This is a genomic window from Corynebacterium suranareeae (assembly GCF_002355155.1).
In the GTDB taxonomy this organism is placed as follows: domain Bacteria; phylum Actinomycetota; class Actinomycetes; order Mycobacteriales; family Mycobacteriaceae; genus Corynebacterium; species Corynebacterium suranareeae.
Genome location: NZ_AP017369.1, coordinates 1041104 through 1063159, shown reverse-complemented (window position 1 = coordinate 1063159; position 22056 = coordinate 1041104). Strand labels below are relative to the sequence as shown.

Genomic DNA, 22056 nt, shown 5'->3' with positions numbered 1-22056 from the left:
CATGCCGCAAAATTCTTCGGATAGCTTGTGCGTGATCGCGTCGTTGTTGTTTTTGGCGATGCTCGCCGTGTTGAATTGGGTGTTCGAGGTGCAGTGGGCGTGGGGGTTGATTGTTGCGTACCCGTTGGTGTCTCGTGCCGTAATTGTTAAAACAATGCGAGGGCGCGCATGATCGTCGGATGGGTTATTTCCATGATGGAAACCCTTGGTGCTGTGGGGGTTGGTGTCGCGGTGTTTTTGGAGAACGTTTTTCCGCCTATCCCAAGTGAAGTTGTGTTGCCTCTGGCTGGTTTCACCACCACGCAAGGCAGTATGAATGTGTGGGCCGCGCTGGTGTGGTCGGTGATCGGTTCAGTCACTGGCGCATTTTTGCTTTACGGGCTGGGGCGTGTCATCGGGGCGGCACGGTTGCGGCAGGTCGCCGACTGGATGTGGCTTGTCGACGCAACCGATGTGGATAAATCCTTATCGTGGTTCGAAAAGTATGGAAAGTATTCGGTGTTTTTCGGGCGGTTGGTGCCGGGGGTCCGAAGTCTGATTTCGATCCCTGCGGGCGTTGACAAAATGAATCCGTTTTTCTTCGGAGTTCTCACCACGGTGGGCAGTACCATTTGGAATGCCATTTTGATTTGGGCTGGCGTGTGGTTGGGTGCGGAGTGGGAGACGGTGTCGTTGTGGTTTGAACGCTATTCGACGATCATTTACGCAATCATCGCGCTAGCTTTGCTGTATGTTGTGTTCCATTTGTGGAAACGGAAAACTAAAACTTAATCATTGGCTCATAGCCGTGGGGAATGCGGTCGCTGTTGTAGATTTCTTTACCAAATGGAAAACAGGTCACGGGAATCATGCGCACATTAGCGATCGCCAGTGGAATACCAATGATGGTGATTGCTTGGGCTGCTGCAGTGGTGATGTGTCCGATGGCCAACCACAGGCCAGCGATCACAAACCACAGACCATTGTTGAATGCGGAGAACCCTCCGGCTTTTGGATTACGAACAACCGTCCGACCAAACGGCCACAGTGCGTAGTTGGCCATCCTAAAGCTTGCGATACCTGCAGGAATGGTCACGATGAATATGCACGCAATTATCCCGAACAGGACATAACCTAAGCCCAACCAGAAGCCACCGAAAATTAGCCAAATCAGATTAAGTAGAAGTCTCATGCTTCACGATTCTAACGGCTGACACCTCGGGCACCACCAGATTATTCGCTCCCCCAGTTCGGCTTTTACAATTGTGCTTCGGCATCGTCTGCAGGGTTTGTTGTTGCGCCCGAACACATATGTTGATTCCCCAGCGCGACGTATTCCCGTTGTGACGCGAATCGGAGAATTTCGATTTTCCCACATGAGTCTTCGGGTAATCTTCAGGGCTTTTTCTACGTCAACTGCCGAGACGGGTGTGGCGGGATGGATGCCCATGAGGAAACAGATTTCAGCCCGGTATTCATTTCCCACTCCAGCGAGGTTGGATTGATCAAGGAGTGCTTCTCCGATTGTTCGAGAAGGATTCGATGCAATATTGTTCCGTGCAGTGTCGATGTCAAAGTGTTCGGCAAGAACGTCGGGGCCGAGGTGGGAGATTTCTTCGAGGTAGCGGTTTGTGGGAAAAACCCTCACGAAGCCAAGAGAATGCCCCACCACCTCGATGTTTTCTGACAGCACAAGTACCACTCGTGCGGTGTGTGCTGGTTTTCGCCATCTATCCCCTTTTCGGTGAACCGCCCACGTTCCTTCCATTTTGAGGTGGGTGTGCAGGATCTCTTCACCGAACTGCATGAAGAGATTCTTCCCGTAGGGCCAGACGCGGTGGACGGTTTGGCCGGTGAAATCATGAAGTGCCACGGATGGTACACGCAGCGAGGTTTCCAGCACTTCTCTTCCGCGCATGAATTGGAGTTTGCGGGAGAGTTGGAATACGGAATCACCTTCTGGCATATCACCAGGTTATCGTCGCCCGAAGCCTCCGCGAAAAGGCCTGGTCGGAGGATCAAAAGTCGGAGGATCATAGGCTGGGGTTTCTCGTGCGGTTGGTTGTCTAAATCGCATTCCCTTCGGGGTGATGGAAGCTCCATTTTTGCGAAATTCTTCAAGCAGTGGGGAGTCGAAGACGTTGTCGCCGTTTATTTTTTCAACGGTTAGGCGATCGTAGGTTGCAAGGGCTTGTGCAATTTTGGGGATGTTTGCTTCAAACACCGTCAGGGTTCGCCCGCCACGGGTGAGGTGGGCGAGGAGGAGGCCGTCGCAAAGCACAACCATGGCTCCTGCAGCGCGGCTGGGCCCCTGCTCTGGCCAGGAAAGTGCGGCGCCGTAGGGGTTGGCGGGGTCGGCGGCGGCGATGAGGTAGACATCCGGGTCGGTGGCGCCGGATGGCCAGCCTTCGACGTCGGGGGAATCATCGTGGCCGCGGAGACGGTCGATGATGGCGGGGGTGGAAAATTGGGCGGCGCCGAGTCCGTCGATGAAGTAGCCGCGCATCGCTTTGCCGCTTTCTTCAAAGCCGGAAAGCACTTTGTAGGCAAGCGCGAAACCTCCGACGATGTCTTCAGCAACGACGCTGCCGCGGGTGAGCACGCCGTATCGGTCGAGCCATGCTTCGCCGTGCGCGACTGATCTGCTGGTTGCGTCGGCTGGCTGGACGGCTAAGGTCCAGCGTCCGCGCATATCGGGTGGGACGTCGGTGTGGAAGCTGGTGCGGGTGCGCAGCCTGGATCTTGCTGGTCGACGTTTCGCCCGGTGCGCTGTGGTCCCCGACGCCAGGCGCGCGCGGATCGGCGCGAAGCTGTCAGGGCTGACCAGGCCGGCTTCCACCAGCCCCCAGATCGCTTCTTGCAGCTGGGCTGCGGTGTAGCCGAAATTCTCTTCGAGAATATCTGAGAACAGGAAGGCACCTCCCGCGCGCAGCTGCTCTAGTACGGCGTCTTGCAGTGGGCTCATGCTTGTCGACGCCTCCCCCACCAACTGCGCTGCGTAATCGACTGGCAATAACGTAATCCACGGATCTCGGCTTCCCGCTTGGCCAGCACCCACGATAAGCACTTCCCCATTAGACGTCAGTTCATCGAGGTGTGTTGGTGAATAATCAGCAACCCGGTGCGGCAGAACTAAATCTTCCCATGCACTGGCGGGTAGGCGAACGCCTGCTAATTGTTCGATCACCGTGTAGGTGCCATCTACTCCCCTTAGTTCGGGTGTCGATCCCACTGGTGCGATTTGTTGCCAATCAAGCAGGAACCTCGCAAACGCTGTTTGGGAGACAGGTCTGGTTTGTTGCCTGGCAGCAGCAAGGCTTCGACGCCTGATAATCGACAGCACTTCCGTCGCACAGTATTCCTGGTCTTGGATTCCTTGCCTGTATCTTCCTTCTGTCACCGGTGCGCTCTGAAGGGCTGTGATCGCTGTGGAAATTCCCAGACCGAAGGCTTCTGCCAAATCAGTTGCGGTAAAAGGCCCTCTGGTGCGCACCCACCTGTTAACTAGCTGCGCTAATGCATCCGTGATGGTTTCTACTTGCGCTGGCACACCGGGTGGCACGGGAACTCCTAAAGCATCACGAAGCAGCGGGGCATCCAACGTTTGGGCTAGGTGTTCTTTGCCGTTGATGCGCACGATCATGGCGCGATCACCAAGATCGGGATGTTCAAAGGTGATGTGTTCGCCTAATTCTTCCAAGGCAATCGGTCCAAGGATCCGCAAAGAGTCTGCTAATTCTTCATTGTTTCGAGCAGCCCGGTCTCCTTTTCTGCGCAGTTGCTGGTGGACCTCTTCAATGATGTCGGGATCTAGCAGCTGCCGAAGCTCTACCTCTCCCAACAGTTTTGCCAACAGTGCCGGATCTAACGCCAATGCGGCGGCGCGTTTTTCTGCAAGTGGGCTATCGCCTTCGTACATGAATGCGCCGGTGTAGTTAAACAACAGAGACGACGCAAACGGGCTTGGTTGCTGCGTGGTCACCTCCGCGATCCGCACTTTTCGAAGTTGCAAATCTTCAATAAGATTCTTCAGCGCCGGAAGATCATAAACATCCTGAAGGCATTCGCGCACGGTTTCCAAAATGATCGGAAAGCTGGGATACTTTCGCGCCACATCCAACAGCTGTGCTGCTCGTTGTCGTTGTTGCCACAAGGGTGCACGTTTGCCAGGATTTCGTCTCGGCAACAACAAAGCCCTCGCGGCACATTCACGGAATCTGCTGGCAAACAGTGCTGAGTTTCCTACCTGCTCAGTCACCAGCGTTTCGATCTCTTCTGCCTCAAACATAAACATCGCTGCACTTGGGTCTTCATCACCTTCGGGCAACCGCAGCACGATGCCATCATCGCCAGCGACAGCTTGGGCGTCCATGCCAGTTTCTTCAGCGATTTTTGCGCCCACCGCCAACGCCCATGCTGCATTTACTCCCCGCCCATATGGGGTGTGCAGCACGATTCGCCAATCACCTAACTCGTCTTTGAAACGTTCCAGCACCAAGGTTTTTTCATCAGGTAACACACCCGTGGCTTCTTCTTGTTCCTGCAAAAAAGCAATCAGGTTATCGTGTGCCCAGCCATCTAACCCGGAGCTTGCCGGATTGGCTAGGGTGGTGCGTCGAAAAGCGCCTAGAGCCTTGCCCAATTCAGCAGGCCTACCTGCGCCGTCACCTGTCCAAAAAGGCAGCCTGCCCGTATGCCCCGGCGCGGGGGTGACCAGCACCTGATCGCGGGTGATCTCTTCAATCCGCCAACTCGAAGCGCCGAGCGTAAACACATCACCGACGCGGGATTCATAGACCATTTCCTCATCGAGCTCACCTACGCGCCGAGGCCCATCGCCGACTAAAAACACTCCGAACATTCCACGATCCGGGATGGTTCCACCACTGGTCACGGCCACGCGTTGCGCTCCGGGGCGGGATTCTAAGATTCCTGCCACCCGGTCATAGACCACGCGGGGTTTAAGCTCAGCGAAATCGGTCGACGGGTACACGCCGCTGACCAGGTCAATAACAGAATCGAAAACTTCGCGGGCCAGATCCCGGTATGGGTACGCCTTGCGAACAGTCTCGTACCATTCATCAACTTGCACATCTTTGATCGAGGCAGCTGCAACCGTTTGCTGCGCCAGCACATCTAATGCATTCTTCGGCACGTGGATCTCTTCGATCAGCCCTTCCTTCATCCGCTGCACGGTCACCGCGGTTTGCACCAGGTCCGAGCGGTGCTTGGGATAAAAAGAGCCTATCGACGTCGCCCCCACCGTATGCCCCGCACGCCCCACGCGTTGCAGACCACTTGCCACTGACGGCGGTGACTCAACTTGAATCACCAGATCCACAGCACCCATATCGATGCCCAATTCCAAAGACGACGTTGAAATAACTGCCCGCAGCCTGCCCTCTTTCAGCATCGTTTCCGTGGTGGCGCGTTCGTCCTTGGACACAGAGCCATGGTGTGCACGTGCAATAACCTGCGGAGCTTTACCCGCCACATCTTGAGAGACCATTATTTGCGCAGGATTTCTCCGCAGCTCCGGTGATAGAGATTCCGGATCGTGCTCCAGCGCCCAGATCTCATTTAGCCTGCTGGTTAAACGTTCCGCTGAACGCCTGGAGTTAACAAACACAATGGTCGATTTCGCCGACATCACCTGGTTGTAGACCTGTTGTTCGATATACGGCCAAATCGATCCTTGGGTGGGCAGCGCAGATTCACCGGTTAGCCCCAAGGGATCATCAATGACTAATTCCCCAATGGTCGATCCAGGTTCCTGCACGGGGAGATCTGACATATCTTCAACCGGAACCGTGACTGTTAAATCCCACTTCTTTTCAGCTGGGGGTGCCACGATGGTCACAGGCCGGCCACCACCTAAAAATCCAGCGACTGTTTCCAAAGGACGAACGGTGGCAGACAACCCCACTCTTTGGACAGGTTTGCCCACCAGTTGTTCCAAACGCTCCAATGTTAGAGCAAGGTGTACTCCCCTTTTGGTGCCAGCCATGGCGTGGATTTCATCAATAATCACCACATCCACATCAGATAAAATCGCCCCCGCTTTGGAGGTCAGCATCAAATATGCTGACTCCGGGGTGGTGATCAAAATATCTGGAGGCTTACGCACCTGACGCGCACGTTCCGCCGATGGGGTATCCCCCGACCTCACCGCCACAGTGATATTGGGCACATCCAACCCCATCCGAGAGGCCGTTCGAGCGATACCTGTCAATGGTGCCCGCAAGTTATTTTCCACATCCACGCCCAGGGCTTTGAGCGGGGAAATGTAGAGCACTTTCACTTTCCCACCACGAACCGGCACCGGTGTTCCCGTGTCTAAAACCTGTTGACCTGTTTGTTCTGTCAACGAATCTAATGCCCACAAAAACGCAGCCAAGGTTTTACCACTACCCGTCGGGGCCACAACAAGCGCATTCTTGCCTTCAGAAACTGCCTCCCACGTGCCTTCCTGAACAGGCGTGGGTGATGCGAAAACATCCCGGAACCACTGCGCTACTTGAGGCCGGAATCGGGAAAGAATGCTTTTATCCATGCTCTAATGTAACCAAACATCTAGAATTGAGAACATGACTGCTCAGATTGATGATTCGATTCTCACCCATCGTCTCGCCCAAGGAACCGGAGAAATCCTCAAAGGTGTCCGCAACGTTGGAGTCTTAAGAGGTCGAAATCTCGGCGATGCCGGTGATGAACTCGCACAAAGCTGGATTGCTCGAGTACTTGAACAGCACCGCCCCGATGATGGTTTCTTATCTGAGGAAGCCGCCGACAATCCAGAACGTCTTTCCAAAGACCGCGTGTGGATTATCGATCCCCTCGATGGCACCAAAGAGTTTGCCACCGGCCGCCAAGACTGGGCAGTACACATCGCTTTGGTGGAAAACGGCATCCCCACCCACGCCGCAGTTGGGCTTCCCGACCTGGGTGTGGTGTTCCACTCCGCTGATGCTCGCGCAGTGACCGGCCCTTATTCCAAAGTCATTGCTATCTCCCACAACCGCCCACCAAAGGTTGCGTTTGATTGCGCAGAGCAGCTTGGGTTTGAAACCAAGGCTTTAGGATCTGCCGGTGCTAAAGCCATGCACGTTCTGCTTGGTGATTATGATGCCTACATTCACTCCGGTGGACAATACGAATGGGATTCCGCAGCCCCAGTCGGTGTCTGCAAAGCTGCAGGACTGCACTGCTCACGCCTTGACGGTTCCGAGCTGACCTACAACAACAAAGACACCTACATGCCAGATATTTTGATCTGCCGCCCCGAGCTTGCCGACGACATCCTCGCGATGTGCGCTAAGTACTACGATGCGAATGGAACTTATTAAGCCGCACCTCTAAGATTGCGAGCATGACTGTTCCAACGCCATATGAAGACCTTCTTCGAAAAATCTCAGAAGAAGGGTCCCACAAGGACGACCGCACCGGCACCGGCACAACCTCTTTGTTCGGGCAACAAATCCGCTTCGATCTCAATGAGGGTTTCCCCCTTCTGACCACCAAAAAGGTTCATTTCCATTCTGTTGTGGGGGAACTTCTGTGGTTCCTTCGTGGTGATTCCAACGTCAAATGGCTACAGGAAAACAACATCCGCATTTGGAATGAATGGGCTGATGAAGATGGTGAATTAGGCCCTGTTTATGGCGTCCAGTGGCGTTCCTGGCCAACCCCTGATGGTCGCCACATTGACCAGATCTCAGGTGCTTTAGAAACCTTGCAGAAGAACCCTGATTCACGTCGCAATATTGTCTCGGCGTGGAATGTTTCCGAGCTTGAAAACATGGCTCTTCCTCCTTGCCACTTGCTCTTTCAGCTCTATGTCGCTGATGGCAAGCTGTCCTGCCAGCTGTACCAGCGTTCCGCGGACATGTTCCTGGGTGTGCCTTTCAACATTGCCTCTTACGCGCTGCTTACCCACATGTTTGCCCAGCAGGCAGGCCTAGAGGTCGGCGAGTTCATCTGGACCGGCGGTGACTGCCACATTTATGACAACCACAAGGAACAGGTCGCAGAGCAGCTGAGCCGCGAAGCGCGCCCCTACCCCACTTTGGAGCTCAACAAGGCAGCGTCCATGTTTGAGTACAGCTTCGACGACATCACTGTGTCCGGCTATGATCCACACCCACTTATCCGCGGCAAGGTCTCCGTATGATCGGTGCGATTTGGGCACAAGGACGCGACGGCGTCATCGGCGACGGCACCGGCATGCCCTGGCACATCCCTGAAGATCTCAAACACTTCAAGGAAACCACCATGGGCCAACCAGTCATCATGGGTCGCCGCACCTGGGAATCCCTCCCTTTCAAGCCACTTCCCGGGCGCGAGAATTTCATTTTATCCTCACGCGAGCCCGGCGAATGGTCCACCGGCGGCACAGTGGTCACCGAAGTGCCGCAAAGCGGCTGGATCATGGGCGGCGGCGAAGTCTACAAGGCCACCGTCGGCAGTGCCGACGTGTTAGAAATAACGCTTATCGACGCCACCTTCGATGTTCAAACTCCCGTCTACGCACCCGAAATCCCGGACAACTTCCAGCTTTCTCACGAATCTGAATGGATGACCTCAGGCGAGTATCGTTACAAGTTCCAGCGCTACACCAAGGTTTAAGGAGCAAAACCATGAGTAATGTAACCATCTACGCCACCGACTGGTGCCCTTACTGCCGATCTCTCCTGAAGGGCCTCGAAGGCCAAGACTACGACATCATCGATGTCGACCAGGACGAAGAAGCCGGCGAATGGGTCAAATCAGTCAACGACGGCAACCGCATCGTCCCGACCGTGCGCTACTCCGATGGCACGCATGCAACTAATCCCCCAGCTGCAGAGGTCATCGCCAAGATTGAAGCCCTAGCCTAAAAACAAAAAGAGCCTTTCGGCTCTTTTTTTATTTAATCATCACCAAATAGCTTTGCCATATCATCTGGCGATAAATCCGTATTAACTCCCGCGAAGGAAGCTGAATAAGTTTCCTGCAAATACCGATCACACGCAGCACTTAACTGCTTTGCATCATATTTATTCAGCAACATAATGCGGCGAGGCGTACCATCACTTTGAATCTCATCAACAGCTAATACTGGAATATTGTCCTTGGTGATCTGGTGAACCACAATCGGACGACGCTGCACATCATGAAATGAAGGCTTATACCTGGTCAATGTCACTCCTTAAGGACCGGAAAGTAATATCCTCCACCTTACCTTCCAGATCGAAAGTAACCCCCCACTTTTTCATCCCGTGACGCGTGTTGTAATCTAGTTCGGTACGCCTTGGTAGCTCAGTGGATAGAGCACCGCTCTCCTAAAGCGGGTGTCGGAGGTTCGATTCCTCTCCAGGGCACAAAATACCCCCATTGACCTGCATCAATGGGGGTTCTTCCTTTTTTAAATTCTCTTGAAATCACGGAAGTACTCTTTTAAGTACCCTTTTTGAAATGGCTTTTTACCTGATGAAGAGCTTGACATGGGGTATCAGAAACAAGCCGACATCGCACAGCCAACAAGACGTTCAATAAGATTCTGAAACCACACAATCATTTTGAGGTGAGAAGACACTTTGTTTAAGGACGAACAGTGGACCGCACTTGCGCAAGAGTGCCAATTTGGTGTTGCTCAGTTTAACCACGGCGCTTTACAGCTCAGCAGAGTCCCTACCCCCCAAGAAATGGGATTGCTGGGAAAGCCACCGCGCCTATAATTTTCACCTGTACGAAGGTCTTCTTTCAACGACAACAGCTCTTGAGAGACTATGCAAGTTAGCACTTTCCGCCTGGGACTATTTAAATCTCGACACGTTTAAACCTGTTAAAAGTTTTGGCCACAATATCGATAAATTGTTTAAACAGGTGGACGAAATAGACTTGAGTGCTCTGTCTTTTAACAGAAATAGTCGACCAATTACCCCTGTTAAGAACCCATCAGATTTCACTACGGCGCTGGTAGAATTGCTCACCCACTATTCGAATGGGCCCGGGCGATATGAGCACCTTGAGTCTCTGTCTAAAGGCACAGCGGATAATAAGCAACCTCTGAGGAGCGTAACCGATCATTGGTTTAAGCTCGCGAGCAGCGTTGGTAAGCCACCTGATTGGCTTATCGAGAGATGCGCTTACCCCGAGACAATGGCTGAAGCCCTTCAAAATATCGCGAATACGACAGGTGCAGATTTTATAGAAGCGGCGGTCGTAAACCGATTTGAATTCAACTACGGAGCGCCATTGTTTCCGGATTCAGCCAATGTCGTTTTACGATGCTTTGAGCATGCTCATTGGATTAGCAATATCATTTCGATAATTTGTGACGAAATAAACTTCTCTCAAACGACTCAACTATTTCCAAATCGGGTCTTCCCTGATCTTTCGGAGTTGTTAGTGAGCCTTAGATCGTCACCACAATTCTGGTTTGAGTACGAAATCCTGTTCGTAGAAGATTACGAAACCACGATGGAATCAGTAAAAAGCTTCTATCAAAATAGAAATGAGACGGATTAAAAAGTAAGAAAACCCTGGTAGACCAAGTCACTACAAATATTTGTAGTGACTAAAGCCTAACAGGGTCTTTAATATTCACCCAAGATGAAAAGCACTAGGTATCATTCCGTGGATATGGCGATGGCAAGGATCCCGGACCAAAAAGAGGAGTGAACCAGTCATCGAAATTGAGGTTCTCGTACCGCTTCACACTGTCGTGAACGTCTTCCACGCCATCGAACCTCGGATCGTACAGCAGCTCGAAGTCCCTATCTCGAAACAGAGCCGTGTCCATAATCTCCCGCCAAATAGGCACAATCCGATCATCTGAGGCTGCGAGAGCGTCGACCACCGCTTCAGCATTATTGAGGAGGAGATTAAACGCCATTTGGTGTGCGACTGTTGGCAAAGGAATCCATCCGTTTGTCATGGATGAACTCACATCGGCAACAGCCATGAGAAATCGCTGTGTAAACAAGATGTCATAGCGATGTGCATACCGTCGTGGCAAGCCACAAAGGACCATCGTGTCTTCGATCAAAATTGCTTCGTTCACATCGTCTGAGTACTTACGCTCCAACAGGCGCAGATCGCTGAAAAGCTCATCAATCATTTGAAGGCTTGCTACAACCAGAGCACCTCTGATGACATCAGCAGTGTAGTCGAAGTCTGCATCAGGGCTGTCAACTTCCTCGCCATCTTTACCCAGCAGGTTGGCCAGAAAATCGATACCGGGGAGCATCTGCGCGTTATTCACGATCTTTGCCAGGTAGTCATTATCAGTCATTATTTCGCTTAATCCTTTGAGCATCATGTCCACGTTTGAAATCTGAAATTCATCGGGTTGGGGGCGGTTCTTCAACTTCAGAACCGCCTTGATCAGGTCTTGCACGGCTTCACGGGTCTCGCTCGAAAGCTTGATCACCGAGTTTGTCGACAAGGCATCAATATCTTCCTGCGCCAACAGTGATTCATTTTTTACTGGAAATCGTGAGATGTGGAGATCGAATGAAACACCATAGGTGAGGTATCTGTCATTCGTGTTAGGTTTGTTTTCCATGGCTTCATCCTAAGAAGAAATGGAAGCTAGAACTAGGGCTAAACACCCGCCCCAGGGGTCTGCATGACGGCCCCAGGGTGGATCCATTGCAAACTCGGTTACCCTGTTTAACCTGGTCTTTTAATGCCCAAATCTGTTGGGTTAAGTCCAAGACCCTAAATCAACACATCAAAAAGGTGATTCGGGGGTAGATCACCGGGTGCTCACGGCGCAATCATTCTCAATACCCTGTTGCCGATGCTTAGACACGACCGTACCAACGTCTGATACCTCGATCTAAAACTGAGACCAGCCCTGACCAAATCCTTCCAGTCTCTCGGAGACGAGCGTCCCGTCAACCGCGATTGTGTAAGCATTCACTTCTCTGTCGTCCACGACTTCCACGGCAAATAAGACACCGCCAGTTCCCTGGCGAATATGTGGACCGTCCAACCTTTCAGAGCCCGCTCCTGTTCCGGGGTGATGTTAAAAACTATCTGCGGCATCTTTTTCTCCTCCACGCGATTACTGAACTTTGTCTGATGTAAACCTGTTAAGCTCGTCCAAAGCAGCGGTTTAATCGCTTAAGGCTTGATGCGATCGAGGCTATCCTCTAGACAGTGGAGAATTCTATAGGGGCCAATCCGAGAGAAGAGTCCAATGACTGTAGCGGTATAGAAAGTACGAGACTATATCCGCTTCAGGTTATCCCACTTATTGAAAGGAACCGCTCAAAAATTGCACCATACACACAACTCAACTCCTGAAAAAATGTACCGTTTCACGGACGTTGTCCCAGGAGCAGCTGACATTATCTTAACCTCCACCAATAAGTGGATTGGCACTGTCCATAAACAAGCTCTAGCATCTGAGATCCCATCTGGAACACTGAACCGCGCACAATTACCCGCACTCTTTGCAGAGACAGAAGACCTGAAAAAGTGTTCTTGTAAAAAGTGGCACCTCGCTATTACATGTGACGCAAATGATCCGGCGTCACATCAGCAACCAATTAACGGTCGTTTCGGTGTTCGAGATCTGATCTTCGCTGATTTGAGCACCGAGCTATTTCCAAAGAGCCACAGGCGCGTAGCTAATCTCTTAGACCGCGAGGAGCTGGGCGAGAATGCACGTTTAAGTTTTAGCAAGCGCGAGGATGCCGCAGCATTTCTAGCTGAAAATCAACCAAAGCGACAAGTTCCAAATACATGGACTAGACGGGTCAGTCGCAGGTAGCAATGCCAACCGCTTCTTGAAATGCTCTTTGTTACTACTGCGCTTGAATAGTTGGTTCCATTGGAATTGTTTAATGTTTAAGCAGTTCCTTTGCCAGCTTCGAACGAAATAGTAGTTTCGATCTTTAAAGCGATAACCAATCTTGAAATACTTAGACTTAACCAGACTGGGCACAATCTAGCTAGGTTTTACGAGTCCGATCCTCTGGTTGTAAAAATACCAGACTGATTACGATAGCAATATGACTAAGAACCGTGGCTCACGTAAGAAACCCTTAGCCAAAAGAAACCGCTCCAGTAAACGAGCGCCACGCTTGAAACCAGAAATCAAACTTAATATCGGCAGCAGAGGCTATTGTCCTAATTGTTATAAAAGCATTTTCTTCGACAGATCGATAATGAATTTTTTACCTCACACTTTCACCGCTACTGGGGAACCATGCGAACCCGATCTAGATGGGTACCAGATCAAAGCCTACAATGGGCACGTTACTTCGGCACTTCGTGCTAAAAGGATTCGCACAGGAGATGAAAAAGCTCTTGACCGTGAAAGCTTCTCACGTCAGAATTCGGAAGAGTTCAGCGAAGTACAGAGCGAAAGACGAACAGTTTTAGGCGGTTCTATGATGTCGAGCCGGAAGAGATTCTAGAAAACTACCAAACCGTCTAACGTAGTAGCTGTGATCCAATCCACAATGAATCCAACCAGTATCTAAAACATCCAATCAAAAACACCCAATTCGCAAAGTTTAGCAAATGCCAAACAGCTGTCTTCAGCGTTAGATCTGACCTGCCCCAACTTTGCAACAGCACCGTTACTCGCAACGACTTCCTCGCCGGCGAGATCATGCAATTTCTGCCCATTAATCTGCTGCGACAGCTGTGCATCGAGCCGCTTCAGCTCAGAAACTAACGCTTCGACTTCTTCGTCAACGACACAAAACAGCGGAAAACCACCCACCAGCACGCCGGTATTTACTGTCTCGGGACGATTGAGCCGCTCACGATAAGTAGTTTCTACGAGCTCGCGAGCCTGTGCATGATGAGCTGCATGAAAAATTTTGCTTAACTGTCGATACTGCATAATTCCTATTGCCCCCTATCGGTCAATAACGAGGCGATTACCTGGCAATTAAAAGGCACCATAATCGACTGCTGCAGGGTTATTAAAGATCAATTGAATAGCTCCGTAACTGTCTTTTAAAAAGCACTGGGAATAAGCACGGATCGCCACAAGAACTTATTTTTCAAATGGCGTGACGCTCTCGCTGAAGCTATAAGAGGGGCGACAGAAACTGTTGTTAGAATGACAGTTCAACCTTCAACGTTTATTTCCTTACGGAGCACATAATTAATAGCTAACGGCCCTCACAGACGATCTGAAGCTAGACAACTTCATAGATGCAGGTGCCGAGTGCACACATAGTTTCGGCCCCCTCGATATTTTGTCGTGGCTCATACGTTCCTCGTCTTTTGGTGGAGTCCGACAATGCTCATCAAGCCAGGCCTGCGACCTGCCTTCGGCAACTCAGTACGACTTCTCACGTAAGGGTGCGTCGAAGGCAGGCGGGATTCCCAGGTGCCCACTGATAGCTTCTGCGGTCTGCGAAGCGCACTTCAGGTCTGACGAGTACAGCTCAGTGTGTTCACCAGAAGGGATCCTGTTTCTCAACGAAGCTCCGACCCCGCCGATACCCTCTCTGCCTGTGGCGGTGAGTTCGGAGTCGTGCCAGCCGCCGACGAGACCGTCGATGTGGCGTGTAGCTTCGGGATGGGGCACGAAATATAGCCTTCCCATTCTCCGACCTCCGTACCCAGCTGGACTATTCGAGTGAGAGGCATTGGGTTGAGGTGTTCGTGTGTGAGTTGCGATCTGTGACCAGTGTATGCGGAGACGTTGATGGCATGCCCGGCGCCGGAACACTGCACTCCGTTGATCGTGCCTTTGCAGTGGTATGCGTAGATTGGCACAGCAGCGTCCTGTGTGCGCGTGACCCATTTGGTGTTTTCGGCCCAATACTACTCGACAGGATTCATTGCCCAGGTGCGCGTGAAATAGGTCCGCACCTCAGCCAGACCTACACAGCTCGCATCCCCGAAGAAATTGACCGCATCGGGAGCGACGATCTTCTACACTTGGTCAAAGTCGTGCATATTCGCGACAGCTAGATACTCCTCTAACACTGTGGCAGCCGTTGTCATAGGGAAGCTTCCCTTGTCGTGGAGTTTTCAAAGGTCGCGGTCATGGTCCATATTAGCGGGCCATCACCGTTATCGGAGTGGGTCGTGGTGTGGAAGCCGTGGCGTTCGTAGAGGCGGACGTTTCGCGGATCGGAGGTGTCGAGCACGACCTGTTCGCCGCCCCGGCGGACTGCCTCGGCCAGCGCAAAGACAAGGAGTGTCGATGCCAGCCGTTGCCCTTGTCGTTCCGGGCGCACGCCCAGGGTCTCCACACGCCACGCACCCGCGGGCGGGTCGCCCTGTTGGAGCCTGCCGATCCTGTCACCATGCAGGCGCATCACCTCATCGACCATCCCCGGCTCTGGTTCAGGTGCATCAGGGGGAAGGAGCGCAATCACACCATCGCAGTGGCCTGCGACGCCGACGATGCCGTTCGCCTGGGCATACTCCAGGTATAGCTTTTGCAGGGCACGCAAACGCTCATGATAGTGCTCCTGCGGGATCACGTAGCGGGTCCAGGGGTAGTGCTCGAACGCAGCCGCGAGGGTGTCGGCAGCAGCAGCAAGATCATCTGCGTCTGCGACGCGTACTCGAATGCTCGTGTTCATGTGGTTTCCTCCGATGGTTGCTCCACTGTGCCGGTGCTGACGATGGCTTGCAATGTCTCCAGGTGCCGTTCAAACGCAATGCGTCCGGTGGCGGTGATACCGACCCAGGTACGAGTCCGTCTACCCATTGCTTCTTTGCGCACCGTCACAAGGCCTGCATCTGCCAGCACAGTGAGCGTCTGGGAGAGAGTAGAGTCGCTCACCTCGAGAAGGTCTGCAATGAACCGGAAGTCCACATCCTCCAAATTCTGTAACGCGGCGAGCAACGAAAACCGCACAGGGGAATGGACGAGGGCATCGAGGTCTTTGCGTGGATGACCCCCATACTTTGACTCAGATTGTTGTGACCTTGTCGTTTTGGGTGTGGTCATCGGCGTGAGCTTGCGAATAGGCACGCGAGGATCGGAGTGACAGCAACCACGCCTGCCAGCACCCACCACCATGGCGACGACAGCCCAAACAACTGCAGCGCCGGATCGAACATCAGGGTGTACAGCACAAACCACGTCGCCACCGCGATCCCCATGTTCCGTAGCCCGTGTCGCGGAACCGTCCTCCGGTACTGGAACGCGATCATCCAGATACACAGCGTCACCAGCACGAACGGCGCGAAGGCCTTCCAGTAGTCTACACCAGCGACATCGATCGACAGGGTGAGCGCCAAAGCGTAGGCCACCTGCATGATCACAAAGACACGGAACCAGCGAGTGGTCCGCCGCGCGTCATGAGCAGCCTTCTCACCCACGGCGACCATACGGGTTGCATTATGAATAGAAATGCTGTTTACATCCATACAATAACTTTAACACTCGTAAAGTGATTGGGTCCAGTCGGCTCGAATCGGAGCCGGTACCTATCGGGTGGCCCACTGACCATCCGCACCAAAGAGCCACTCGCAGGGGCCATAACCATCAATCCGGAGCTCACGTTCGCCAGTAACAGTGACATCCGTGTCTACATGCATGTCGGGCAGCCCAGTCCCGCTTTGAACAGGACGGTAAGTTCACCCAGCTCGGCCATGAATTTACCGATCACACCCACAAGCAAGATTGCCGAAAGCAAGGTGCTGTTGCAAAGTTGGCGCAGTAGGAAGAGCGACGTGAAATAATCAGAGCCATGAGCATCTTCTCCGGTCCGCATTTCCCCCGTGACATCCAGGTTCAAAAAGAACTCTCCGACTGAGGAAACAGTGGAGTAACCACATCACCTACACCCGATAGCACGGGTGCATCTGGCTAACCCCGTACTCGTCGCAAGACCCGAGTTCCTTAGCTCGTTTCTTCAGGCTGAGACGATGTGACCTACTACCCTGCTTTATTGTTCGGAAGCAAGCTTTTCGAATGCTTCGCGGGTAACGGCCGCCATCAGATGTCGACGCTGCTCAAGGAACTCCTTGTAATCGATCTCAGGCCAGCTGTCCGGGAGTGCGTGAAGTCTGCGCTGCTCAGCGATCCTGTCCTCCGTGAGATGGCCCTTCGCCTCGATGACCTTCGGCCAGTACTCCGAGGGCGCACTATCGGAGATGTCGATATTGACGTTCCACTCGACCAGGGCCATGTTGGCGATCTGGTTGATCTTCTTGGGATCAGAAATGCCTATTTTCTTCGACAGGTAGGCCTTGGGGAACAGGTGGTGGCGTTCAATACCCTTGGTAGAGGTAACGGCCGGGTCCAACCGGTCCCGGACCCGGCCGGTGGACATCAACGACTCCGCATCGAGAATGTTCAACCCGGCCAGATACGCCGACAGGGCGGGGCTCCTCGAGGCGGAGGTACCGAGTTCGTTGGGCATCGTGATCGTCCAGAAGTCGTTGGTCAGCTGCTCCCGGATGATCTGATCCAGATGACGAATGAAACCATCGGCGCCCGTGACGGTCCCTAGTGAGGCCAGGTCGCGTTCGACCTGGGTCTCAAACGAGCCGGTATACCGGCGGGTAGTGTGTGCCATGAAAAACCAGCGGGCGATGACCTCGCGCAGCTCATCGACCGGCACCTGGTAATCGATGCGCCCGACCAGCCACATGACGTAGCTGAAGATCACGGCGTTTTCACTGGTGATCATCTTCTCACCGCGGAATCCCGCCCGCTCCAGACAGCGGAGGTACTCATGCCAGAAGGTGACATCGAGAACGTGCTTCTGGGCCTCCTGGAGCCGAGCGAACTGCGACTCCCGCGCCTCAGCGGAGACTATCCCGGTGGCCAGGTCCTTGCCGCGCAGCACCGAGTATGCGTGACGCATGACCGCGCGGCGAAATGCCAGGGCAATACACACCCGCAGGAGTTGGTCGGGCTGGGGTGCGATCATCCAGTTAAACGGCGAGGAGGTGCCTTTGGCCGGGGTTTTGCAGGCTTGGGCGAAGGTTTCGAGTTCCTTGCGGCCCTCGTCCCAGAACACGCTCATGATCGTGAGGATGAAGTCCGCCTGGTTGAGCTTCACACCACCGGAGTTGATCCGCACGAAGACCTCGGCGAGCTGTTCTTCGTCGATGGCGGCATCGAGTTCGATGACATGGAAGGGAAAGCTCTGCAGGCTGCGCACCTGGTCGAGCACATCGTCCATCGCGTCGACCTCATCGTCGGAGAGCTCACCCTTGGCGTCCTGGAGCCGGCGGAAGAATTCGCGCTTGACCTTTTTATAGTCATCCGACCACAAAAGGGTGATATCGGGCAGATACTCGGGGTCATTGCGGGTGATCCCGCCGGCCACCTCAAAGGACTCGTCGCGGGGGCGAAACGACAGCACGATGCGAGAGGTGCTGTAGTCCTCGCGGACGACCTCTTGCCCGGTGAAAACAGAAAACAGCGACGTCAGGCGTTGCTGACCGTCCACGACTAGCCACCGGGGTGCGCGGGATTCCTTGTCTCCTGTGCCGATCTGTCGGGCGTTGGCATCTGCGCCGGTTTCCCACATCAGGAGGTTGCCGACGGGAAATCCCTTGTACATCGAGTCAAAGAGATCCCGGACTGAGGCGTTTTTCCACACGAAGGGGCGTTGTAGTTCGGGCAGGGCAATATCGCCACGCTCGATGCTGGACACCAGGTGCAGCAGGCCAAAGGAGGTATCCCGAAACAGTGTCTTCGCCATGAGTCAATCATGTCAGAAAGCAATGCTTCTTTGCGGCAGAAAGCTCTGTGTTGGCCATTAGAGTCCGCCGTTCGAGTCACACTCAGGCCCTTTAGGGGAGCAACGGTGGCCTCCCGGATTGCCGGGGGAGCTGGAGGGCGGAGATAGTCTTGGCGTAGAAATTCTAGATAAAGAGCCACACTTAGAGAGGAATGTAAATATAAACTGTGCGAGAGATGTCAATATTTCTTATAGTTTGATCTATGTCTCTAGGGCCCGGGATCCGCAGAAGAACCTTCGTGAAAAAAGGTCGTGCCTATTGCCATGAATGCGGTAAGAAGGTCCAATTTCTTGCTGACCTCCGAGCGTTTGCACAGCACCCCGGAAAAAGGGCGATCAGTGGTGTCGTCCCTCATATGACGGTGTCGCCTTTGTGTTCCCGGATGGGACGGAGCTGAAAAATCCTTCCAGCAGTAACCCCCGTCCCGCTAAGCCCCGCCTGACTCTGGCGGACAAGGCCCACCAGCACGCACCGCAGCAGTACACGCCACATAGAAAATCCTCTAAACCCACCCGGTCAGAGTCAAAGTCCGGCAGGAAAACTGGGAGCACCCGCCGGGCCAGACGGGAAGATCGCAGTTGGCAGCGACGCATCGAGCGCTATGCCATGGCCGATCCCTTCGAGCCGACAAGCATTCAGGACTTTGATGTGCCTGACACCGGCACTTCGGTCCGCGCAAAGCACGGCGGAATACCTAGCTCCAGCAGGCGCCGCCACTAGCTGGCGAAGATCAATCAGGGAGTGGGCGAGCCGGCCCATCGAGGTAACCCGAGGTTCGTCGCCATCGCGGGGGCAGTCGGTGCAATCCTCGAGTCCTCGGCGTGGTGCGCCGCTCTTGCCGGAGGCCTTATCAATGAAGACACGGTCGACCGGTCCGCTGGTCTCCAGTTGGCGATCCGGGTTCTGGGCGGCAGTGGAGACTCGGCAGTACCCAATCAGGAGGTCACCGGGAGACGAATTGTGTTGCGTCATGCCCTAGAGGGGTGCCCCCATCTGCCGAGAAACAGGTGTTTTGGGGTTACCACGACTGCATTGTTTAGGGTCCGTCCCACTGCTGCTCTGGGGTATACCCATGTGAGACAGGCAGTCCGATCCAGCAACTACTGTCTCACCATGCCCTAAAGCCTAATTTTGATACATTGTATCCATATCTTATTAACCCTAACGAGACAGTGAACTATGAAGCGCTACGGAACATTACTGGGGTCGCACGGACAGCCCACACACCGTGCCCTCATCATCCGCAAAGGACCCAAAAACACCCGAGTGAGTTTCTCCACCGATAATGGTCAGACGTGGGACCCCACCGCAAAACTCGTCGATTCAGCATCTGTGCTCGATGACAATGGCAAACTCTGGGAGAAATATCAACGCACACCCGATGCGGCGACGTGGCTAACGTTCGGGAAACAGCCTAACTGATTCTTGAGCGTGCACAGAGTCCGTAAGCATGTCATCAAGGCAAGACTGTATGAAGGCGGTGGTCAATGGAGCAACGTAGAAGACTTCCCTCCGGATCAAGTTCTCTTCGACGCTGGTGAAGCATGGCCGAAAGAGAAAACTGACCAAGCAGCCCCTGCTGCAAAGACTCAAACACCAAAATCTTCTGCTAAAAGCACGCAGCACACAGGACAGAGGGTGTCCTATATTCGAGTCTCCACAGCAGAACAGAATCTCGCACGCCAGCGAGAAGCAATCGGACCGGTTGACCGCGAGTTTCAGGACAAAATCTCTGCTCGTTCACGAGCTGAGCGCCAAGGGCTAGAAGACTGCATCGACTACCTACGTGCTGGCGACCAGCTAGTTGTTAGTTCAATTGATCGTCTCGCAACGTCATTGCGTGATCCTCAAAACTTAATTAACCGAATTTTTGGACATTATTTCTCATTTACTTCTAGCTCGTGCCATTAGCTTGCACAGACAACGCCAGTGGATCTTCGAGCCTGGTCACCCCTCACCTCAAACCGTGCCATAAGAGCCTCCACCCGAAATGACACAGCTTGTCCTTCCATAAATGTCGGAAAATGATAAGGGGTTAGCGGATTTTAGAGCCACTCATTCTCAAGACATCTAATCGACCCTCAAGGTCAGGTATAATGGCGTGAATTTTTTACAACTCACCTGCTATTCTCCAATTTCTAGCAACGTAAAACTTGACCACCTTGAACAAAATGCCCAGACATTAGCCCTAAAGCTGTTCATGGGATTTTTCTGAGAATTTAGCCCCAAACTAGAGTCAGCTTCGCCCTGGAAAAATACTTCGCACACTTGAATCAATAAAAACTGTTATGTAGATTGGCGTCACCACTAAGTGTGACTTAGATCCCTTATTTTTAAGGAGTTTGCATGCTCGACAACAGTTTTTACACCGCAGAGGTACAGGGCCCATACGAAACAGCATCCATTGGACGGCTGGAACTAGAAGAAGGGGGTGTGATCGATGATTGCTGGTTGGCTTTTGCGACAGCCGGAACGCTTAATGAGGATAAGTCGAACGCCATTCTTATTCCGACGTGGTACTCGGGAACTCACCAGACGTGGTTCCAGCAGTACATTGGCACCGATCATGCTTTAGATCCATCAAAGTATTTCATTATCTCCATCAACCAAATCGGTAATGGTTTGTCGGTCTCCCCTGCCAATACAACTGATACCAGCATTTCGATGTCTAAGTTCCCCAAGGTGCGCATTGGTGATGATGTCGTGGCTCAAGAGAGGCTTCTTCGCCAAGAGTTTGGCATCACCGAGCTCTTTGCTGTCGTGGGTGGTTCAATGGGTGCGCAACAAACCTATGAGTGGATTGTGCGTTTCCCAGACAAAGTTCACCGCGCTGCACCGATTGCAGGAACGGCAAAGAATACTCCGCATGATTTCCTTTTCACCCAAACCTTGAATGAGACCATCGAGGCCGATCCAGGGTTTAACGGTGGTGAATATTCTTCGCATACTGAGGTGGCGGATGGGCTTCGTCGTCAGTCACATCTGTGGGCGGTAATGGGCTTTTCGACGGAGTTTTGGAAGCAGGAGGCGTGGCGTCGCCTTGGGTTAGAAACTAAAGAATCTGTGCTTGCAGACTTCTTGGATCCGCTGTTTATGTCAATGGATCCCAACACGCTTTTGCACAATGCGTGGAAGTGGCAGCGTGGCGATGTCTCACGTCATACTGATGGCGACCTTGCGGCAGCTTTAGGCCGAGTGAAGGCAAAGACCTTCGTCATGCCGATTAGTGAGGATATGTTCTTCCCTGTCCGTGACTGCGCTGCTGAGCAAGAACTTATCCCCGGCAGTGAGCTTCGAGTGATTGAAGACATCGGCGGACACCTAGGACTGTTTAACCTTTCAGAAAATTACATCCCGCAGGTTGATAAGCACCTGAAAGAGCTGTTTGAACCCATCTAAAAC

At 53.1% G+C, this 22056-nt stretch carries 24 protein-coding genes, 1 tRNA gene and 1 pseudogene; 14 read left to right on the top strand and 12 right to left on the bottom strand.

All coding sequences use genetic code 11. The annotated features are described in order from the left end of the window. The first annotated feature begins 1 nt into the window (after position 1). Together N24_RS16340 and N24_RS05030 are read left to right on the top strand one after the other, a co-directional pair. Entirely contained in the window at positions 2 to 172 is a 171-nt protein-coding gene (locus N24_RS16340; RefSeq protein WP_167382036.1) for a hypothetical protein, read from the top strand. After that, positions 169 to 771 carry a DedA family protein gene (locus N24_RS05030; RefSeq protein WP_096454889.1) on the top strand — a complete coding sequence of 201 codons (603 nt, stop codon included), beginning with the start codon at positions 169 to 171 and terminating at the stop codon, positions 769 to 771. The genes N24_RS16340 and N24_RS05030 overlap by 4 nt, the downstream gene beginning before the upstream one ends. Here N24_RS05030 and N24_RS05025 read toward each other — a convergent pair. Genes N24_RS05025 through N24_RS05015 form a run of 3 tightly spaced genes read right to left on the bottom strand, consistent with a single transcriptional unit; the run spans position 761 to position 6532 of the window. Beyond that, on the bottom strand, positions 761 to 1171 hold the full coding sequence (locus N24_RS05025) for a YccF domain-containing protein (RefSeq protein ID WP_096454887.1): 411 nt from the start codon (positions 1169 to 1171) through the stop codon (positions 761 to 763). The two genes, N24_RS05030 and N24_RS05025, sit on opposite strands and share 11 nt — an antisense overlap. A 3-nt stretch (positions 1172 to 1174) precedes the next feature. Continuing rightward, a complete protein-coding gene (locus N24_RS05020; protein ID WP_096454885.1) occupies positions 1175 to 1945 on the bottom strand; it encodes a DNA-formamidopyrimidine glycosylase family protein in 771 nt (256 codons plus the stop codon). A gap of 9 nt (positions 1946 to 1954) precedes the next feature. Next, complete coding sequence (locus N24_RS05015) at positions 1955 to 6532, bottom strand: ATP-dependent helicase (protein WP_096454883.1); 4578 nt, start codon at positions 6530 to 6532, stop codon at positions 1955 to 1957. A 34-nt stretch (positions 6533 to 6566) separates the two neighbouring features. On the opposite strand from N24_RS05015, the gene N24_RS05010 reads away from it, so the two are divergent. From N24_RS05010 to N24_RS04995, 4 genes are read left to right on the top strand one after another with little or no spacing between them, the layout of a single operon-like run. Further along, positions 6567 to 7325 (top strand): 3'(2'),5'-bisphosphate nucleotidase CysQ, encoded by a 759-nt coding sequence (locus N24_RS05010; protein ID WP_096454881.1) that lies wholly within the window; start codon positions 6567 to 6569, stop codon positions 7323 to 7325. Positions 7326 to 7348: 23 nt separating this feature from the next. Further along, positions 7349 to 8149, top strand: a complete 801-nt coding sequence (locus N24_RS05005) for a thymidylate synthase (RefSeq protein WP_096454879.1) — start codon at positions 7349 to 7351, stop codon at positions 8147 to 8149. Then, positions 8146 to 8604 (top strand): dihydrofolate reductase, encoded by a 459-nt coding sequence (locus tag N24_RS05000; RefSeq protein ID WP_096454877.1) that lies wholly within the window; start codon positions 8146 to 8148, stop codon positions 8602 to 8604. Before N24_RS05005 ends, N24_RS05000 begins: the two co-directional genes overlap by 4 nt. A gap of 11 nt (positions 8605 to 8615) precedes the next feature. Then, positions 8616 to 8855, top strand: a complete 240-nt coding sequence (locus N24_RS04995; protein WP_096454875.1) for a mycoredoxin — start codon at positions 8616 to 8618, stop codon at positions 8853 to 8855. Between the two features lie 32 nt (positions 8856 to 8887). On the opposite strand, the gene N24_RS04990 is transcribed toward N24_RS04995, so the two are convergent. Beyond that, the gene (locus N24_RS04990) at positions 8888 to 9157 is read right to left on the bottom strand and encodes a hypothetical protein (RefSeq protein ID WP_096454873.1); all 270 of its coding nucleotides are present in this window, start codon (positions 9155 to 9157) and stop codon (positions 8888 to 8890) included. A 108-nt stretch (positions 9158 to 9265) separates the two neighbouring features. Here N24_RS04990 and N24_RS04985 point away from each other — a divergent pair. Both N24_RS04985 and N24_RS04980 read left to right on the top strand, forming a co-directional pair. Continuing rightward, positions 9266 to 9338: transfer RNA gene (locus N24_RS04985), tRNA-Arg, on the top strand. 244 nt (positions 9339 to 9582) lie between these two features. After that, positions 9583 to 10488, top strand: a complete 906-nt coding sequence (locus N24_RS04980) for a hypothetical protein (RefSeq protein ID WP_157736403.1) — start codon at positions 9583 to 9585, stop codon at positions 10486 to 10488. 94 nt (positions 10489 to 10582) lie between these two features. On the opposite strand, the gene N24_RS04975 is transcribed toward N24_RS04980, so the two are convergent. After that, a complete protein-coding gene (locus tag N24_RS04975) occupies positions 10583 to 11527 on the bottom strand; it encodes a hypothetical protein (protein WP_096454869.1) in 945 nt (314 codons plus the stop codon). 750 nt (positions 11528 to 12277) lie between these two features. Here N24_RS04975 and N24_RS16545 point away from each other — a divergent pair. Beyond that, positions 12278 to 12742: a hypothetical protein gene (locus N24_RS16545; RefSeq protein ID WP_231910878.1), complete on the top strand. Its 465-nt coding sequence runs from the start codon at positions 12278 to 12280 to the stop codon at positions 12740 to 12742. A gap of 241 nt (positions 12743 to 12983) precedes the next feature. Beyond that, positions 12984 to 13391: a hypothetical protein gene (locus N24_RS16235; protein WP_157736402.1), complete on the top strand. Its 408-nt coding sequence runs from the start codon at positions 12984 to 12986 to the stop codon at positions 13389 to 13391. 62 nt (positions 13392 to 13453) lie between these two features. Here the strand turns inward: N24_RS16235 and N24_RS04965 are convergent, their stop codons facing one another. Together N24_RS04965 and N24_RS16230 are read right to left on the bottom strand one after the other, a co-directional pair. Then, a complete protein-coding gene (locus tag N24_RS04965) occupies positions 13454 to 13825 on the bottom strand; it encodes a hypothetical protein (protein WP_096454867.1) in 372 nt (123 codons plus the stop codon). Positions 13826 to 14269: 444 nt separating this feature from the next. After that, on the bottom strand, positions 14270 to 14521 hold the full coding sequence (locus tag N24_RS16230; protein ID WP_157736401.1) for a histidine phosphatase family protein: 252 nt from the start codon (positions 14519 to 14521) through the stop codon (positions 14270 to 14272). Between the two features lie 95 nt (positions 14522 to 14616). Between N24_RS16230 and N24_RS16225 the strand changes: the two genes are divergently transcribed. Then, positions 14617 to 14910 (top strand): hypothetical protein, encoded by a 294-nt coding sequence (locus N24_RS16225; RefSeq protein ID WP_157736400.1) that lies wholly within the window; start codon positions 14617 to 14619, stop codon positions 14908 to 14910. A 29-nt stretch (positions 14911 to 14939) separates the two neighbouring features. Here N24_RS16225 and N24_RS04955 read toward each other — a convergent pair whose 3' ends face one another. The 5 genes and pseudogenes from N24_RS04955 to N24_RS16700 all read right to left on the bottom strand — a co-directional run. Further along, a complete protein-coding gene (locus N24_RS04955) occupies positions 14940 to 15530 on the bottom strand; it encodes a GNAT family N-acetyltransferase (protein ID WP_096454863.1) in 591 nt (196 codons plus the stop codon). Next, a complete protein-coding gene (locus tag N24_RS04950; protein ID WP_096454861.1) occupies positions 15527 to 15901 on the bottom strand; it encodes a transcriptional regulator in 375 nt (124 codons plus the stop codon). Before N24_RS04950 ends, N24_RS04955 begins: the two co-directional genes overlap by 4 nt. Beyond that, on the bottom strand, positions 15898 to 16323 hold the full coding sequence (locus N24_RS04945; protein WP_096454859.1) for a hypothetical protein: 426 nt from the start codon (positions 16321 to 16323) through the stop codon (positions 15898 to 15900). Before N24_RS04945 ends, N24_RS04950 begins: the two co-directional genes overlap by 4 nt. Before the next feature lie 521 nt (positions 16324 to 16844). Next, a complete protein-coding gene (locus tag N24_RS04935; protein WP_096454855.1) occupies positions 16845 to 18614 on the bottom strand; it encodes a GmrSD restriction endonuclease domain-containing protein in 1770 nt (589 codons plus the stop codon). A gap of 811 nt (positions 18615 to 19425) precedes the next feature. Next, positions 19426 to 19626: pseudogene (locus N24_RS16700) on the bottom strand (recombinase family protein); the annotation flags it as partial. 207 nt (positions 19627 to 19833) lie between these two features. On the opposite strand from N24_RS16700, the gene N24_RS16540 reads away from it, so the two are divergent. From N24_RS16540 to N24_RS04920, 3 genes are all read left to right on the top strand, one after another. Beyond that, positions 19834 to 20076 (top strand): hypothetical protein, encoded by a 243-nt coding sequence (locus N24_RS16540; RefSeq protein WP_231910877.1) that lies wholly within the window; start codon positions 19834 to 19836, stop codon positions 20074 to 20076. A 9-nt stretch (positions 20077 to 20085) separates the two neighbouring features. After that, positions 20086 to 20565, top strand: a complete 480-nt coding sequence (locus tag N24_RS16535; protein WP_231911063.1) for a recombinase family protein — start codon at positions 20086 to 20088, stop codon at positions 20563 to 20565. Positions 20566 to 21000: 435 nt separating this feature from the next. Further along, positions 21001 to 22053, top strand: a complete 1053-nt coding sequence (locus N24_RS04920; RefSeq protein ID WP_096454851.1) for an alpha/beta fold hydrolase — start codon at positions 21001 to 21003, stop codon at positions 22051 to 22053. Positions 22054 to 22056: the final 3 nt, after the last annotated feature.

Coding starts and splice junctions, on each gene's coding strand:
- N24_RS16340 (WP_167382036.1), top strand. CDS start 2: ATGCCGCAAAATTCTTCGGATAGCTTGTGCGTGATCGCGTCGTTGTTG.
- N24_RS05030 (WP_096454889.1), top strand. CDS start 169: ATGATCGTCGGATGGGTTATTTCCATGATGGAAACCCTTGGTGCTGTG.
- N24_RS05025 (WP_096454887.1), bottom strand. CDS start 1,171: ATGAGACTTCTACTTAATCTGATTTGGCTAATTTTCGGTGGCTTCTGG.
- N24_RS05020 (WP_096454885.1), bottom strand. CDS start 1,945: ATGCCAGAAGGTGATTCCGTATTCCAACTCTCCCGCAAACTCCAATTC.
- N24_RS05015 (WP_096454883.1), bottom strand. CDS start 6,532: ATGGATAAAAGCATTCTTTCCCGATTCCGGCCTCAAGTAGCGCAGTGG.
- N24_RS05010 (WP_096454881.1), top strand. CDS start 6,567: ATGACTGCTCAGATTGATGATTCGATTCTCACCCATCGTCTCGCCCAA.
- N24_RS05005 (WP_096454879.1), top strand. CDS start 7,349: ATGACTGTTCCAACGCCATATGAAGACCTTCTTCGAAAAATCTCAGAA.
- N24_RS05000 (WP_096454877.1), top strand. CDS start 8,146: ATGATCGGTGCGATTTGGGCACAAGGACGCGACGGCGTCATCGGCGAC.
- N24_RS04995 (WP_096454875.1), top strand. CDS start 8,616: ATGAGTAATGTAACCATCTACGCCACCGACTGGTGCCCTTACTGCCGA.
- N24_RS04975 (WP_096454869.1), bottom strand. CDS start 11,527: ATGGAAAACAAACCTAACACGAATGACAGATACCTCACCTATGGTGTT.
- N24_RS16545 (WP_231910878.1), top strand. CDS start 12,278: ATGTACCGTTTCACGGACGTTGTCCCAGGAGCAGCTGACATTATCTTA.
- N24_RS16235 (WP_157736402.1), top strand. CDS start 12,984: ATGACTAAGAACCGTGGCTCACGTAAGAAACCCTTAGCCAAAAGAAAC.
- N24_RS04965 (WP_096454867.1), bottom strand. CDS start 13,825: ATGCAGTATCGACAGTTAAGCAAAATTTTTCATGCAGCTCATCATGCA.
- N24_RS04955 (WP_096454863.1), bottom strand. CDS start 15,530: ATGAACACGAGCATTCGAGTACGCGTCGCAGACGCAGATGATCTTGCT.
- N24_RS04950 (WP_096454861.1), bottom strand. CDS start 15,901: ATGACCACACCCAAAACGACAAGGTCACAACAATCTGAGTCAAAGTAT.
- N24_RS04945 (WP_096454859.1), bottom strand. CDS start 16,323: ATGGATGTAAACAGCATTTCTATTCATAATGCAACCCGTATGGTCGCC.
- N24_RS04935 (WP_096454855.1), bottom strand. CDS start 18,614: ATGGCGAAGACACTGTTTCGGGATACCTCCTTTGGCCTGCTGCACCTG.
- N24_RS16540 (WP_231910877.1), top strand. CDS start 19,834: ATGAAGCGCTACGGAACATTACTGGGGTCGCACGGACAGCCCACACAC.
- N24_RS04920 (WP_096454851.1), top strand. CDS start 21,001: ATGCTCGACAACAGTTTTTACACCGCAGAGGTACAGGGCCCATACGAA.